Origin of the sequence: Nocardia transvalensis NBRC 15921, from assembly GCF_000308875.1 — a bacterium.
Lineage (GTDB): Bacteria > Actinomycetota > Actinomycetes > Mycobacteriales > Mycobacteriaceae > Nocardia > Nocardia transvalensis.
In genome coordinates this window covers 162509-177630 of record NZ_BAGL01000125.1, presented here as the reverse complement: position 1 = coordinate 177630, position 15122 = coordinate 162509, and the positions used below count along the sequence as shown (strand labels likewise).

The 15122-nt window shown below is 69.2% G+C and carries 13 protein-coding genes; 6 read left to right on the top strand and 7 right to left on the bottom strand.

Annotation, left to right across the window (positions count from 1 at the left end; translation table 11 throughout):
• The 3 genes from ON41_RS34905 to ON41_RS34895 all read right to left on the bottom strand — a co-directional run.
• Positions 1 to 716 (bottom strand): cytochrome P450 family protein (locus tag ON41_RS34905; protein WP_169336540.1); only part of this gene is annotated, 716 nt, incomplete at its 3' end.
• Positions 717 to 970: 254 nt separating this feature from the next.
• Positions 971 to 1585, bottom strand: a complete 615-nt coding sequence (locus ON41_RS34900) for a hypothetical protein (protein ID WP_174411391.1) — start codon at positions 1583 to 1585, stop codon at positions 971 to 973.
• 373 nt (positions 1586 to 1958) lie between these two features.
• Complete coding sequence (locus ON41_RS34895) at positions 1959 to 2675, bottom strand: enoyl-CoA hydratase/isomerase family protein (protein WP_083905848.1); 717 nt, start codon at positions 2673 to 2675, stop codon at positions 1959 to 1961.
• A gap of 87 nt (positions 2676 to 2762) precedes the next feature.
• Between ON41_RS34895 and ON41_RS34890 the strand changes: the two genes are divergently transcribed.
• The 3 genes from ON41_RS34890 to ON41_RS34880 are packed head-to-tail and all read left to right on the top strand — an operon-like array spanning position 2763 to position 6969.
• On the top strand, positions 2763 to 4319 hold the full coding sequence (locus tag ON41_RS34890; RefSeq protein WP_040752792.1) for an AMP-binding protein: 1557 nt from the start codon (positions 2763 to 2765) through the stop codon (positions 4317 to 4319).
• Positions 4320 to 4357: 38 nt separating this feature from the next.
• On the top strand, positions 4358 to 5551 hold the full coding sequence (locus tag ON41_RS34885) for an amidohydrolase family protein (protein ID WP_040752791.1): 1194 nt from the start codon (positions 4358 to 4360) through the stop codon (positions 5549 to 5551).
• Positions 5548 to 6969: a FadD3 family acyl-CoA ligase gene (locus ON41_RS34880; RefSeq protein WP_040752789.1), complete on the top strand. Its 1422-nt coding sequence runs from the start codon at positions 5548 to 5550 to the stop codon at positions 6967 to 6969. The genes ON41_RS34885 and ON41_RS34880 overlap by 4 nt, the downstream gene beginning before the upstream one ends.
• Positions 6970 to 6976: 7 nt before the next feature.
• Here ON41_RS34880 and ON41_RS34875 read toward each other — a convergent pair whose 3' ends face one another.
• The 4 genes from ON41_RS34875 to ON41_RS34860 all read right to left on the bottom strand — a co-directional run bounded on the left by ON41_RS34875 (position 6977) and on the right by ON41_RS34860 (position 12115).
• The gene (locus ON41_RS34875) at positions 6977 to 8134 is read right to left on the bottom strand and encodes a thiolase C-terminal domain-containing protein (protein ID WP_040752788.1); all 1158 of its coding nucleotides are present in this window, start codon (positions 8132 to 8134) and stop codon (positions 6977 to 6979) included.
• Positions 8135 to 8250: 116 nt separating this feature from the next.
• Complete coding sequence (locus tag ON41_RS34870) at positions 8251 to 9426, bottom strand: OB-fold domain-containing protein (protein WP_040752787.1); 1176 nt, start codon at positions 9424 to 9426, stop codon at positions 8251 to 8253.
• 17 nt (positions 9427 to 9443) lie between these two features.
• Positions 9444 to 10652, bottom strand: coding sequence for a CaiB/BaiF CoA transferase family protein (locus ON41_RS34865; protein WP_040752786.1), 1209 nt, complete (start codon positions 10650 to 10652; stop codon positions 9444 to 9446).
• Complete coding sequence (locus ON41_RS34860; protein ID WP_040752785.1) at positions 10649 to 12115, bottom strand: aldehyde dehydrogenase family protein; 1467 nt, start codon at positions 12113 to 12115, stop codon at positions 10649 to 10651. Before ON41_RS34860 ends, ON41_RS34865 begins: the two co-directional genes overlap by 4 nt.
• Positions 12116 to 12364: 249 nt before the next feature.
• Between ON41_RS34860 and ON41_RS34855 the strand changes: the two genes are divergently transcribed.
• The 3 genes from ON41_RS34855 to ON41_RS34845 all read left to right on the top strand — a co-directional run bounded on the left by ON41_RS34855 (position 12365) and on the right by ON41_RS34845 (position 15111).
• Positions 12365 to 13072: an SDR family NAD(P)-dependent oxidoreductase gene (locus ON41_RS34855; RefSeq protein WP_040752784.1), complete on the top strand. Its 708-nt coding sequence runs from the start codon at positions 12365 to 12367 to the stop codon at positions 13070 to 13072.
• A 16-nt stretch (positions 13073 to 13088) separates the two neighbouring features.
• Positions 13089 to 13283, top strand: coding sequence for a ferredoxin (locus tag ON41_RS34850; protein WP_040752783.1), 195 nt, complete (start codon positions 13089 to 13091; stop codon positions 13281 to 13283).
• Between the two features lie 193 nt (positions 13284 to 13476).
• Positions 13477 to 15111, top strand: coding sequence for a thiolase C-terminal domain-containing protein (locus tag ON41_RS34845; protein WP_040752840.1), 1635 nt, complete (start codon positions 13477 to 13479; stop codon positions 15109 to 15111).
• Positions 15112 to 15122: the final 11 nt, after the last annotated feature.

Here is a 15122-nt window from a genome sequence, read left to right as displayed (position 1 = left end):
TCGGGGGTGGATCCGTCCGGGTACTTCGCCAGCGCCAGCGACGTCAGCACGTCGTCGCGCGGATTCTCCCGCCGGTCGCTGATGTAGGAGACGAACTTCTCGTCCAGCCATTCCAGCGGATTCGACACCAGCACTTCGTCATCGAGGGCCCCGACGCGCGCGCCGGGCTGGGCGGCCCCGAGCACGACACGGAACTGCTGGTGGTCCTCCTCCGGTACGCCGAGCATGTCGGCGACGACCAGCAGCGAGAACGGTTTGGCGTAGGCGGCGAGGAATTCGCACCGGCCGTCCGCGAGGAATTCGTCGAGCTGGCGGTCCGCCAGCCGCCACATGAAATCCTCGTTCTCCTTCAACCGCGCCGGCGTCAGCAGCCGGGCCAGCAGCGACCGGGCGTAGGTGTGCTGCGGCGGGTCCATCGTCACCATGTGCTCGAACATCGGCATGGTGGGGCGGTGCTGTTCGATCAGCGCCGAGATGTCGTCGCCCTCGACGGCGAACGGCAGCGGCGGGAAGGGCCCGCCCACCGAGATCACCGACGAGAACAGCCCCGGATCCTTCAGGACCTCCGCGGCCTCCTCGTACCCGGTGACCGCGTACACCCCGTGGTTCGGTTCCCGCGTGACCGGACATTTCGACCGCAGATGGTCGAAGTACGGATGCGGATCGGGAACGAGTGCGGGATCGGTGAAGTAGTCCACCGAATCGAAGTCAGTCATGCGGAGAACTCCTGCGATTGATCGAGACGACCAGTAGCGACGGTAACATAGTTACCATACAGCGGGAATTGCATTCTCGCTGTTGCATAAGCCGATGAGCAACGGCGAAGGGGGAGAACCTCAGTCGTCGGCGCGGCGGCACCCGAACACGACGCAACCGCGGTCACCGCGACGACCCCCGAAACGAATCGGCGACCGCCACGATGACCGCGCTGGAACAGCTTTCAGTGACAACCGGCCTGGTCGGCTACAACTCAGACCCCGGCAACCGGCCTGGCCGACAACAGATCCCCCGACCGACGGCAATCCGACATCAGCTCCGCCGTCCGGAACGCCTCCGTCACCTGGACCTGCTCGTCGGGCAGCCCCGCCGCGTCCAGCGCGCAGGCCTTGAACGCCCGGCCCGCGACGCTCACCCGATGTTCGACGGGCTCGATCCGGGAATTCAGTTCGCCGGGCAGGCCGTCGCCCCACAGCGAGACCTCCGCCAGGCCGCGATCGAGGCATTCGTGCACGCCGTCCCGCACCCGGCCGTCGGCCAGATAGGTCCGGGCGTCCACCGCGACGGCATTCGGCCAGACGCCGTGTACCGGAGTGGCGAGGGATGTCTCCAGGTCCAGCACCGTGGCGCCGAGAATGCCCAGCGGTCGCGCGTTCGAGGAGTCGGAGACCAGGACGATCACCTCCCAGCCCGCGTAGGTGCGGTCGAACAGCCACCCACCGACGTGGCGGATGACGTCCGCGGCGCTCGGCGCGACGACCGCCAGGCGATAACGCTGGGGACGCCGTCGCCCGCGGGCCCGCCGGCGCGGCGCGGAGTAGATGTCCCGAACGTTCTGGTCACTGGGATCGACGGATCGCACAGCCATGGTTCTCATCCCGCCTCTCGAATGTGAAGATCACGGCAGTCCGACGGCCGGGCTCCTTCGTGCCTGACGCCCACCGTCCGGCGGCCGGCCGGACTCGGTGCGCCGCCGATCGGGCGGCGGCCTATCCGAGGAAGCCGACGGTCGCACCGCGAGCGGACGGCGAGTCAGGGCTGGTGACCGTAGCGCCGCGTCGCCCCACGGGGGAATCTACCGATGACACGGTAACCCGGTTATCCGCTGCTGTGACGCAGACCTCACTACTATAAATGTGATCTACGTCACTATCTGTTTCTGCACGCTAGCTGCATAAACGTGCAGTGGAGGCCGCGCGCCCGGCCCGCCCGCACACTGGCGGGTGAAATCACAGGTGAAATCACTTGGCACGGTTCAACACCCGATCGGCGGCGGCCCAGTGCTCGGGGGCGACCCACAGTTTCGCGAAGGCCGCCACGGCCTCGTCCGCGGAAACGCCACCGACCACGCGCTTGATCTCCTGTGCCGGCCCCGTCGCCAGCGACCGCGCCAGCGCGCGCCAGCCCTGAGTGAATTCGGCGCGCGGCAGCACCCGGTCCACCAGCCCCGCCCGTTCGGCGGCCGCGGCGTCGAGAATCGTGCCGGAACCCGCGAGCAGCAGCGCCCGTCCCGGTCCGACCAGCCGGGCCAGCCGCTCGGCGCCGCCCCAGGCCGGCATGATCGCCAGCGACACCTGATTGAAGCCGATCCTGATGTCGTCGGCCGCGATCCGGATGTCCGCCGCCACCGCGACCTCGGCCCCGCCGCCCAGGGCGTGCCCGTTGAGCGCGGCGATCACCGGTCCGGGGAACGACGCCAGCCGGTCGCAGATACCGCGCATCCGCTCGGCCATGGCGGCCGCCTGCTCCTCGGTCCGCAGCTTGGCCAGCTCCTTCAGGTCGCCGCCGGAGACGAACGCCTTGTCACCCGCCCCCGTGAGCACGAGCGCCCGCGCCTCCGCGGCGGCATCGATCGCCTTGTCCAACTGGTCCATCGTGTCCGGCGCGATGGCATTGCGGGCTTGCGGGCGATTGATGGTGACGACCGCCAAACCATCGTCCAGCTCGAGCTCAACCATGTCTTGTTCTCCCATGAGGAAATGTGGTTCTCTTATAGAGAGAATATACGTAACGCCCGGTGTCGACACCGGAGGGGAGTTCGATCGATGCGCACGATCCCCCACGATCTCGTCCGCCTCTATCAAGCGGAGGGTTGGTGGACCTCCGAGACGATCGGTGATCTGCTGGCCGACGGTCTGGCGGCGGCCCCGGACACCGAATTCCGCATCCACTCCGCCCAGCGGCCGTGGACGGGGACCTTCGGCGAGGTCGAGCGGATGGCACGGAGACTCGCGGCCGGTCTGCACCGGCGCGGCGTGGGCCCCGGCGATACGGTCGCCTTCCAGCTGCCCAACTGGGTGGAGGCCGCGGCGGTGTTCTGGGCCTCGGCATTCCTCGGCGCGGCGGTCGTGCCGATCGTGCACTTCTACGGCCGCAAGGAGTTGGCCCACATCCTGCCCGCGGCCCGGCCGCGGGTCTTCGTGACCGCCGACCGGCCCGGCGCCGCGGATATCGCCGACCTGTGCGCGGACATCCCGATCGTCGGCGTGGTCGGGCAGGACTTCGACGACCTGCTGGACCCGGAGCCGATGGCGGGCACGCTGCGGATCGATCCCGCGGAACCCGCGCTCGTCGCCTTCACCTCCGGCACCACCCGCGCGCCGAAAGGCGTGGTGCACACCCATCACACCCTCGCCTACGAGACCCGCCAGCTGGCCGGGATGTATCCGGCGGACCGCGGCGACCAGCTCACCGCCGCGCCGGTCGGCCACTTCATCGGCATGATCAACGCGCTGCTGATCCCCGTACTGGACCGCGTGCCCATCCACCTGATCGACCTCTGGGATCCGGCAACGGTTCTCGGCCTCATGACCGATCACCGGCTGGCCGTCGGCGGCGGCGTGCCCTACTACGTCACCAGCCTGCTCGACCATCCCGATTACACCCCCGAGCATCTCCCCTACCTCCGCTACGCCGGACTCGGCGGTGCGCCGGTGCCCGCCGCGGTCACCACCCGCCTGGCGCAGCTGGGCATCGTCGTCTACCGCTCCTACGGCAGCACCGAACACCCCTCGATCACCGGTTCGCGCCACACCGCGCCCGAACACAAGCGGCTGTTCACCGACGGCCCGGCGCTCCCCGGCGTCGAGGTCCGCCTCGCCGAGGACGGCGAGATCCTCAGCCGCGGACCGGATCTGTGCGCCGGCTACACCGATCCCGAGCTCACCGCCGCCGCCTTCGACGCCGAGGGCTGGTACCACACCGGCGATATCGGGGTCATGGACGCGGACGGCTATCTGACGGTCACGGATCGCAAGTCCGACATGATCATTCGCGGCGGCGAGAACATCAGCGCGCTCGAGGTCGAGGAGGTGCTGCTGACCCTGCCCGGCGTGACCGAGGCGGTCGCGGTGGCCGTGCCCGACCCCCGGCTGGGCGAGCGCACCGCCGCGGTGCTGCGCCTGCGCCCCGGCAGCGCGGCCCCGAGCATCGACGACCTGCGCGGCCATTTCGCCGAAGCCGGTCTGGCCAAACAGAAGTGGCCCGAGGAAGTGCACGTCGTCGACGACTTCCCGCGCACCGCCAGCGGGAAGATCCAGAAATTCGTGGTCCGCAACGACCTCGCGTCCGCACGCGCCGAGGGCGTTGCGGCACATCCCTGAAGAGAATAACATTCTCATTATTCGACAAGGAGGGTTCCATGACCAAGCTCGAGCTGCCTTACCAGCTCTTCGACGCGGACAACCATCTCTACGAGACGAAAGACGCCCTCACCAGGTACCTGCCCAAGCAGTACGAGGGCGCCATCCAGTACGTGGAGATCAACGGCCGCACCAAGATCGCGGTCCTGGGCCAGATCAGCGAGTACATCCCCAACCCCACCTTCGACGTCGTGGCCCGGCCGGGCGCGATGGAGGACTACTTCAAGAACGGCAATCCCGAGGGCAAGAGCAAGCGGGAGATCTTCGGCAAGCCGATGTCGGCGATCCCGGCTTTCCGTGATCCGGTCGAACGCCTGAAGGTCATGGACGAGTTGCAGCTGGAACGCGCCCTGATGTTCCCCACCCTGGCCAGCCTGGTCGAGGAGCGCATGCGCCACCACCCGGACCTGATCCACGCGGTGATCCACTCGCTGAACCGGTGGATGCTCGAGGACTGGGGCCAGGACGGCAATTTCGTCCACTCCGGCCGGATCTTCACCATCCCGGTGGTCACCCTGCCGTTCGTCGACAAGGCCATCGAGGAATTGGACTGGTGTGTCGAGCACGGCGCCAAGGCCATTCTCGTGCGCCCGGCTCCCGTGCCCGGTCTGCGCGGCATGCGTTCCTACGCCCTGCCCGAATTCGACCCCTTCTGGAAGCGGGTCGTCGAGCACGACGTGCTCGTCACCATGCACTCCTCCGACAGCGGCTACTCGCGGTTCGACGCCGAGTGGGACGGCGCCAACGCGGAGATGCTGCCCTTCAAGACCAACGCCTTCCAGATGGTCAACCAGTGGCGGCCGGTCGCCGACGCGGTCGCGTCCTGGGTGTGCCACGGTGCGCTGTACCGGTTCCCGGAGTTGAAGATCGCGGTCATCGAGAACGGCTGCGCCTGGCTGGAGCCGCTGCTGCAACAGCTCAAGGACGTCTACAAGAAGGCGCCGGAGGGCTTCGGCTTCCAGGACCCGATCGAGGCGCTCAAGCAGAGCCTCTACGTGAGCCCCTTCTGGGAAGAGGACCTCGACCGGCTGGCGAGCATCATCGGCGCCGACCACGTGCTGTTCGGTTCCGACTGGCCGCATCCGGAGGGCCTGGCCGAGCCGGCGCGCTACATCCACGAGATCAAGGACATGCCGCTCGACGATCAGAAGAAGATCATGGGCGGCAACCTGGCGCGGCTGCTGAAGGTATGACCTGGCAGACCATCCCGGAGATGGTCCTGAGCACCGCCGACCGCTTCGGTACTGCCGAAGCGGTCGTCGACGGTGCGCACCGGTGGACCTACCTCGAACTGGTCGACCGGGTGCGCCGGGCGGCGGGGGCCTTCGCCGCGGCGGGGATCGGCAAGGGCGACCGGGTCGCGGTGTGGGCGCCGAATTCGGCGGAGTGGATCGTCGCGGCCTTCGGGCTGCTCACCGCGGGCGGTGTGCTGGTGCCGGTGAACACCCGGCTCAAGGCCGAGGAGGCCGGCGACATCATCGCCCGCAGCGGCGCGAAGATGGTGCTGGTGCAGCAGGGCTTCCTCGGGACCGAGTACACCGCCGGGGTGCCGGTGATCGACCTGAGGTCCGACTTCCTCGGCAGCGGAACGCCTTTCGAGGCCGACATCGCCGGCACCGATATCGCCGACATCGTCTACACCTCGGGCACCACCGGGCGGCCCAAGGGCGTGATGATGAATCACGTTCAGACGCTGCGTCTCTACGCCGAGTGGTGCGATCTGGCCGATCTGCGCCGGGGCGACCGCTACCTGATCGTCAACCCGTTCTTCCACACCTTCGGGTACAAGGCGGGGCTGATCTCGTCGCTGATCCGCGGGGCGACCATCCTCCCCGTGCCGGTCTTCGAGGTGGACCGGGTGCTGGAACTCATCGCGCACGAGCGGATCACGATGCTGCCGGGCCCGCCGACGCTCTACCACTCACTGCTGGCGGCCCGGGGCGAGCACGATCTGTCGTCGCTGCGGGCGGCGGTCACGGGGGCGGCCGACATCCCGGTCGAACTCATCCGCCGCGTCCGCGAGGAGCTGCCGTTCCGGTCGATCATGACCGGCTACGGGCTGACCGAGGCCGGCACGGCCACCGCGTCGCGGCCCGGCGACACCTTCGAACAGATCGCGACCACGGCCGGACAAGCCTGCGACGGTGTGGAACTCCGCATCGCCGACGACGGCGAGGTCCTCGTCCGCGGCTACAGCGTCATGCAGGGCTACCTGGACGACCCGCAGGCCACCGCCGCGGCCATCGATCCCGAGGGCTGGCTGCACACCGGCGACCTCGGCAGCCTCGACCCGGACGGCAGGCTCCGCATCACCGGCCGCAAGAAGGACATGTTCATCGTCGGCGGCTTCAACGCCTACCCCGCCGAGATCGAGGGCTACCTCCTCGAACATCCCGCGGTGGTCCAGGCGGCCGTCATCGGCGTCCCCGACGACCGCCTGGGCCAGGTGGGCAAGGCTTTCGTCGTAGCCCGCGGCACCCTCACCGAAGCAGACCTGATCGCCTGGAGCCGAAACCGCATGGCAGGCTTCAAGGTCCCCCGCAGCGTCTGCTTTCTCACGGAACTGCCGCTCAACGCGACCGGCAAGGTCATGAAGGACCAGTTGCGCTGACCAACCCTCAGCGCGGCCCTTCCAGAATCGTCACGGCAGCCACCGCCGTCGGCCCACCCAGGTTGTGCGCCAACCCGATCCGCGCCCCCTCCACTTGGTTGGCCGCCGTCCCCCGCAACTGCTCGAACAGCTCCACACACTGCGCCACCCCGGTCGCCCCCGGCGGATGTCCCTTGGACTTGAGCCCGCCACTCGGATTGACCGGCAAACTCCCCCCGACCGTGGTCACCCCGGCCTCCACCAGCTTGTGCGCCTCGAAGCGATCCGCGAAGCCGAGGTCCTCGTAGCTGATCAGCTCGATGCCGGTGAAGAAGTCGTGCACCTCGGCGACGTCGACGTCCGAGGGCCGCAGCCCCGCCATGGTGAATGCCGCCCGGGCCGCGCGGGCCGTGGCGGGGAAGGTGGTCATATCCCGCTTGTGCTGGTGCATCACGGAATCCAGGCCGAGGCCGACGCCACGCACCCACACCGGCCGATCGGTGTAGCGGTCGACCACGTCCTCGGCGGCCAGGATCAGCGCGGCGGCCCCGTCGCTCTGGGGCACGCAGTCGTAGACGCCGAACGGGTCGGCCACGATCGGCGCCTCCAGCGCCTGTTCCATGGTGATCTCGAAACGCAGGCGCGCCTTGGGATTCCGCGCCCCGTGCCGGTGGTTCTTGACCGCGACCATGGCCAGATGCTCTCGCGTCGCGGGAGATTCGTACAGATACCGGTTGACGTGCAACGCGAACCCGGCGGGACCGAACAGCCCGAGCTGATAGTCCCACGCCGGATCCCGCATCAGCATCCCCCACTCCCCGAGCAGGTCCTTCTGCGCCGTCTCCCGCAACTTGTCCGCACCGATCACCAACGCCACATCGATAGCGCCGGACGCGATGCCGAACAAGGCGTTACGCACCGCGTCATTGCCTGTGGCACACGAGTTCTCGATATGGGTGACCGCCAGCTCAGGCAGCCCGAGCGCATCGGCCAGCACCCCCGACGGCGGCCCATCGGTAGTCCCCATAGCCCCGAACCACGCGGCCTGCACATCCCCCGGCTGTATGCCTTTGTCTACCGACGCCACGCATTCGGCGAACGCCATGGGCAGCAAGTCTTTGATGCCGAGGGCAAAGTGCTCGGCAAACGGCGTCATCCCAGCGCCGACAACGGCCACCTTACGCATGCCGCCTCCTTAGTCGCTTCTGAATGATGGTTCCCGGCCAAAAGCATGCCGGGAAAGGGAGCGGTGCCCGCCGGGAAAGGGAGCGGTGCTTGCCGGGAAAGGGAACGGTGCCCGCATCACGCCGCCTTCCCCGCCGGCTCGAAGGCGTATCCGTAGTCCGGCACCCCCGAACGCACGGCCACCCGCCGCAACACCATACGGCCACGATCCCCGATAGCGACCGCCCCCGGATCCGCACCCGTCACCTTCGCCAGCGCCCGCACACCGACCTCGTCGAGTTCGACGAGCACCAGCGAGTACGGGCTGCGCGAGCCGGGTACCGGTATCCGCACCGTGGTCTCGGCGTAGACAGTGCCGGTGCGTGGCAGCGGCACCAGCGTGTAATCGGTGCTCAGCACGCCGTCGGGCCCGACCCGGTAGCGGGGTGGGAAGTCCAGTTCCGCACTGTCCCCGTGCCGCCCGGCCTCCCAGCGCACCTTGGCCTCGAAGGCCCGCTCGTAGGCGGCCAGTGAGATCGGCAGGTCGCCGCCGGGGATGTAGTCGCCCGCCGGCTGGGTCCGTGCGGCGGGTTCGGTCCGCCGGACCTCGGTGTCCCCGGGCACCACCGTGACCCCGGACAGATTCGCCTGCTCCACCCCGACCAGCAACCCGTCCTCGCCGTGTTCCGCCATCCACGCCAGCGCGAAGAGCCCGGAACTCGCGCCCTGCGTGGGCAGCCGCGGCGGCGTGAGGCATTGCGCCGCAGCCTGTTTGTGGTCGACCCCCGCGACCGCCACCGGGGTGTCGAGCCAGGCCGCCGACAGCGAGGCCACCAGCCCGCGCTCGTGCAGCAGCCGGGGATCGCCGTAGTCGTGGACCGCGCCGACCGCGTTGCGGGTCCGCGCGGGCAGGCTGCGCGCCACCCGGGAGGCGATGCGGACCTGCAGGCCCGACCGCTCCGACACCAGGACCGCCGCCGCGCCCGCGGGTTCGATGTCGACACCGATGACCAGCGTCCGGGGCCGGGCCGAACTCAGGGCGTCCAGCGTCGCCGGGGCGCCGCCCAGCCGCTCGATCACCTCGAGCTCCGGATCCAGGCCCAGTCCCGCCAGCAACACCGCGGCATTACTGCTCTCCACCAGCGGCAGATCCCGGCTGACCAGGACCACCCGCTCGACGGGCGTCCCCCCGGCCAGCGCCGCGCGCCCGGCCTCGACGGCCAGCGTCACGGCGTCCTCGTCGTCCCCGGGCGTCCGGCGGTCCTGACTACCCCAGCAGGGCAGATACGTCCCCATCGACGCGATGTACGGCATCGGTCACCTTCCCCGCGCTAGGCGACCGCTCCCGCGGTCTTCAGCGCGATGATGCGGTCCCAGTCCAGCCCGAGTTCGAGCAGGACCTCCTCGGTGTGCGCGGCGAACGCGGGCCCCGCCCGCAGTTCCGGCGGACTGACGTCGAACTGCACCGGACTCGACACCAGCTCCAATTCGCCTGCGGACAGCAGGTATTCGTTGGCGCGGATCTGCCCGTCGGCGGCCACCTGCCGGGAATCCTGCACCGGCGCCCAGGGCCCGGCGAGGGTGGCGAAGCGTTCCGTCCATTCGGCCAGTGTGCGGCCTTTGATCACCTCGCGCAGGATCTGCACGCCCGCCGCGGTGTTCTCCGCGATCGCGGCGGCATCGGCGAAGCGCGGATCCTCGGCCAGCTCCGGCCGGTCGATGTGGCGGCACACGTCGGCCCAGAACTTGGCCGGCTGCAACATCACGAACGACAGGTAGCGGTCGTCGGCGGTGGCGTACAGCCCGGACAGCGGATTGGTCGGCGCTCCGTGCGCACCGGGCACCGGCGCCACCATCGGCTTGTCCTGCTGCACCGACAGCGCCACCGAATGCCCGATCGACCACAGCCCACTGCCCAGCAGCGAGACGTCGACCGTCGAGGGCTCCCCGGTCCGCTCCCGCTTCACCAGCGCCGCCGCGATCCCCCCGGCGAGGTTGGTGCCGGAGATGGTGTCGCCGAAGGCCGGTCCGGGCGGCTGGATCATGCCCTCGGTGCCGGGCGGGGTGACCGTCGCCGCGACACCGCCGCGGCACCAGAAGGCGGTCATGTCGTACCCGCCCCGGTCGGACTCGACGCCGCGCGGGCCCAGCGCGCTCCCGCGGGCGTAGATGATCGTCGGATTCACCGCGCGGATATCGTCCACATCGATGCCGAACTTGGCGCGGGCCTGCGGCAGGAAGCTGGTCAGGAAGACGTCCGCCCGGCGCGCCAGATCGAGGATCAGCTCGCGGCCTTCGGCGACGGTCATATCGACGCCGACGCTGCGCTTACCCCGATTCGCGTGCTCCACATTGGGATTCGGATCGCCCTCGACCGTGAAGGCGCCCACCCGGCGCAGCCCGCGCTGCGGATCGCCGGTCACCGCGTGCTCGATCTTCACGACATCGGCGCCCCAGTCCGACAGCACCGCACCCGCCGACGGGACGAACCCGTACATCGCCACCTCGAGAACGCGGATGCCCTCCAGCGGTTTACTCACGACACCACCTCCGCCAGGGTCTTGTGCTCCAGGAACTCCTCCAGTCCGAGCCGGCCCATCTCGCGCCCGACCCCCGACTGCTTGTAGCCGCCGAACGGGGCATCGGGGTGGAAGTAGTTGCCGCCGTTGATACTCAGCGTGCCGGTGCGGATGCGCCGCGCCACCGCCTTGGCCCGGTCCGCGTCGGCGCCGAACACCGCGCCGGACAGGCCGTAGATGGAGTTGTTGGCGATGCGCACCGCGTCTTCCTCGTCGGTGTAGGGGATGAGGGCCAGCACCGGGCCGAACACCTCCTCCTGCGCGATCTCGCTGTCCGGGTCGACGTTCGACAGCAGCGTCGGCTTGTAGAAGTAGCCCGGATCGATCTTCTCGCCGCCGGTCACGAGGGTGGCGCCGGCGGCCACCGCGCGCTGCACCATGCCGTCGACCTTGTCGCGCTGTTTCGCGCTGATCAGCGGTCCCATATAGGTTTTCGGGTCACTCGGGTCACCGTGGGTGACGTGCTGGAACGTGGCGGCGATCAGTTCGGCGACCTTGTCGTGGTCCTGCCGGGGCGCCAGCACGCGGGTGGTGAGGGCGCAGCCCTGGCCCGCGTGCGAGGCGACGCTGAACGCCGCGAACTGCGCGGATTTGATGTAGTCGGCGTCGTCGAGCAGGATCATCGCCGATTTGCCGCCCAGCTCCAGGAACACCTTCTTGAGCGTGGCGCTGGCGGCGGCCATGATCTGGCGGCCCACCGGGGTGGACCCGGTGAAGGTGACGACGTCGACCTCGGGATGCGTGGTCATCCGCTTGCCCACCTCGATATCCGAGGAGGCCAGCACGTTCACCACGCCCGCGGGAATATCGGTGTGGCGGGCGATGATCTCGCCCAGCGCGAGGGTGGCCAGCGGGGTGTCCGGCGCGCCCTTGAGCACCACCGTGCAGCCGGCCGCCAGCGACGGCGCCAGCTTCGCCAGCGCGAGCTGATGCGGGTAGTTGTAGGCGGCGATGGCGGCCACGACTCCGGCCGCCTCCTTCTCCACCCAGCGCCGGTGCTGCTGGCCGCGGATCTCGACCTCGCCGAGGTCCTCGCTCCACTCGTAGTCCGCCAGCAGCCCCGCGTAGTAGCGCACGATCTCGAAGGGCGTCTCGAGCTGATTGCCGTGGGTCAGCATCCGGGTCGCGCCGACCTCCGCGATGGTCAGCTCGCGCAGTTCCTCCACGTTGTCGCGCAGGGCCTGGTAGAGCTGGTTGAGGCAGTGCGCCCGGAACTGGGTGTTCGTCGCCCAGTCGGTGGTGTCGAAGGCCCGCCGCGCCGCGGCGACCGCCGCGTCCACCTCGGCCACCCCCGCCTCCGGGGCATGGCCGTATACCTCGCCCGTCGCGGGGTCGAGCGAGGCAAGCGTCCGCCCGGTCTCGACCAACTGCCCATCGATGAGCAGCCGCCGCGCCACCGCTACCGCTTGTTCCTGCGTTGACATCCCGTCTCCCTAGCCGATCATGGAAACTTCATTCTCGATAACAGAGAATGTAACATTCGTACCCGTGCGCCGGGACAACTCGCGACAATCCGTTCGCGTCCGGCAACTCTCCACGGAAACCCGCACCGACGTGCGGGGGATCCGCCCGGCGCGCAACCCTTGCGGACCGGAACATGACGAGAGTACGGTTCTCATACTTGGAAGGGAGATTCTTGTGCGGGAACAGATCACCCGAGAGGGGCGCGCGGCGTGAAGACGGCAGTGGTCACCGGCGGCGCGTCGGGTATCGGACTAGGTATCGCCCAGCGCCTGCGCAGCGACGGATTGCACGTCGCCACACTGGATCTCAATCCACCCTCCGACGACGATCTGGCCTACCGCGCCGACGTCACCGACCCGGAGGAGATCGCCGCGGCGCTGACGGCCGTGCGCGCCAAGCTGGGCCCGGTCACCGTGGTGGTGAACGCGGCCGGGGTGGACGGGTTCAAGCGCTTCCAGAACATCTCCTTCACCGAGTGGCAGCGCGTGATCGAGGTCAATCTGCACGGCGTCTTCCACACCGTGCAGGCGGTGCTGCCGGACATGCTGGCGGCGAACTGGGGGCGCATCGTCAACATCTCCTCCTCGAGCACGCATTCGGGCCAGCCGTTCATGTCGCACTACGTGTCGGCGAAATCGGCGGTCAACGGTCTCACCAAGGCCCTCGCCCTGGAACTCGGCCCCTCCGGCATCACCGTGAACGCGGTGCCGCCCGGCTTCATCGACACCCCGATGCTGCGCCGGTCCGAGGAGGCCCGCCGGCTCGGCGGCTCGGTCGAGGACCACATCCAGCGCACCCCGGTCCGGCGCGTCGGCACGCCCCAGGACATCGCCGCCGCCTGCGCATTCCTGATCTCCGAGGACGCCGGCTACATCACCGGCCAGATCCTCGGCGTCAACGGCGGACGCAACACCTGAGAGAGGAAGTACACCCGTGAAGGTCCACGTCGATCAGGAACGCTGCCAGGGGCACACGTTGTGCGCGATGATCGCCCCGAAAGCGTTCGAGCTCAGCGAAATTGACGGCCACTCGTCCCCCGTCGACGAAACGGTCCCGGTAGATCAACAGGAGCAGGTTCGCGAGGCCGTGCATTCCTGCCCCGAACGCGCGATAACCATCACTGAATAGCCTGGCGCACCCCGTTCCCAGCCCCTTTTTCCGGCACGCCCAGCCCTTTTTCCGGCACGCTTTTGGCCGGAATCCACAGCGACAGTGGAGGTTCCCGGCCAAGAGCATGCCGGGAACGAGTATCGGCCGCAACAACAGAGGAGACCGCGTGGCAGAGACTCCCGCAGCAGCCGCCGAGCCGTCCGGCCGGCCCCTGCCACTGCTGACCCCGGACGTCGAGTTCTTCTGGACCTCCGGGGCCGACGGCCGGCTGCGCATCCGGGAATGCCACACCTGTGCGGCGCTGCAGCATCCGCCGCAGCCGGTGTGCCGGTACTGCCGCGGGCACGACCTCGGGGTGCGGGAGGTCTCCGGCGAGGCCACCCTGGCGAGCTTCACGGTGAACCAGCGCTTCGCGCTGCCCGGCCTGCCGCCACCGTACGTGGTGGCGCAGGTGGCCCTGGTGGAGGATCCGCGAGTTCGCCTGACCACCAACATCATCGACGCCGATCCCGAGGATCTGGTACTCGGCATGCGGCTGGAGGTGGTGTTCCAGCAGGACGGCGACGTGTGGCTGCCGCTGTTCCGTCCCACGGCCATCCAGCCGCCTCCCGCACCGCTACCGGTGGACGAGATCGATCCGGCGCGCTTCGGCGACCATGTGCGCCCGATGATCCGGCAGGAGAAGTTCGAGGAGAAGGTGGCGCTCACCGGAATCGGCATGTCCCGCTTGGGCCGCCGGTTGATGGCGCCGCCGCTGGAGCTGACGATCGAGGCGTGCGAGCGCGCGGTCACCGACGCGGGCCTGACCCTCGACGACATCGACGGCCTGTCCTCCTACCCCGGCGGCGGCAACCTCGGCGGATTCGGCGAGGGCGGGGTCACCGCCCTCGAGGCCGCGCTCGGCCTGAAACCAACCTGGCACAACGGCGGTATCGAGACCTTCGGCCCGGGCGGATCGGTGATCGCCGCCATGACGGCCGTCGCGGCCGGGCTGGCCCGGCACGTGCTGTGCTTCCGCACGGTGTGGGAGGCGACGTTCAACGAACTGGTGAAGGCCGGGCGGATCCCCTCCTCGGGCGGCCGCACCACCAGCTGGATGACCCCCTTCGGCGGCACCTCGGCGGCCCACCACCTGGCGCAGAACGCGCAGCGGCACTTCCACCGCTACGGCACCACGCGCGAGACGCTCGGCTGGATCGCACTCAACCAGCGCGCCAACGCCGGACTGGAACCCACTGCGGTGTACCGCGATCCGATGACGATGGACGACTATCTCTCGGCGCGGCCCATCACCTCCCCGTTCGGGCTCTACGACTGCGATGTCCCGTGCGACGGCGCGATCGCGGTGATCGTCTCGGCGGTCGACGCCGCCCGCGACCTGCCCGTGCGGCCGGTGCTGGTGGAGGCCGTGGGCACGCAGATCGTCGAGCGCATCGAGTGGGATCAGAGCACGCTCACCCACGAGCCCCAGGTGCTCGGCCCGGCCGCGCATCTGTGGACGCGCACGTCGCTGCGCCCCGACGACGTCGACGTCGCCGAACTCTACGACGGGTTCACCTTCAACTGCCTGTCCTGGATCGAGGCGCTCGGCTTCTGCGGTATCGGTGAGGCCCGGGACTTCCTCGACGGCGGTAAGGCCATCGCCCGCGACGGCACGATCCCGGTCAACACGCACGGCGGCCAGCTCTCGCACGGCCGCACGCACGGCATGGGACTGCTGCACGAGGCGATCGTCCAGCTGCGCGGGGCGGCGGGTCCGCGTCAGGTCGAGGACGCGCGGATCGCGGTCGTATCGAGCGGCGGGCTGACCCCCGGCGGCGCGATGCTGCTGCGGGCTGATGTCTGACTATGGCGAGA

Bases quoted from the DNA above. Each gene is read 5' to 3' on its own strand.
- ON41_RS34875 (WP_040752788.1), bottom strand. From the start codon at position 8,134: ATGCGTAAGGTGGCCGTTGTCGGCGCTGGGATGACGCCGTTTGCCGAG.
- ON41_RS34870 (WP_040752787.1), bottom strand. From the start codon at position 9,426: ATGCCGTACATCGCGTCGATGGGGACGTATCTGCCCTGCTGGGGTAGT.
- ON41_RS34900 (WP_174411391.1), bottom strand. From the start codon at position 1,585: ATGGCTGTGCGATCCGTCGATCCCAGTGACCAGAACGTTCGGGACATC.
- ON41_RS34885 (WP_040752791.1), top strand. From the start codon at position 4,358: ATGACCAAGCTCGAGCTGCCTTACCAGCTCTTCGACGCGGACAACCAT.
- ON41_RS34880 (WP_040752789.1), top strand. From the start codon at position 5,548: ATGACCTGGCAGACCATCCCGGAGATGGTCCTGAGCACCGCCGACCGC.
- ON41_RS34890 (WP_040752792.1), top strand. From the start codon at position 2,763: ATGCGCACGATCCCCCACGATCTCGTCCGCCTCTATCAAGCGGAGGGT.
- ON41_RS34860 (WP_040752785.1), bottom strand. From the start codon at position 12,115: ATGTCAACGCAGGAACAAGCGGTAGCGGTGGCGCGGCGGCTGCTCATC.
- ON41_RS34895 (WP_083905848.1), bottom strand. From the start codon at position 2,675: ATGGTTGAGCTCGAGCTGGACGATGGTTTGGCGGTCGTCACCATCAAT.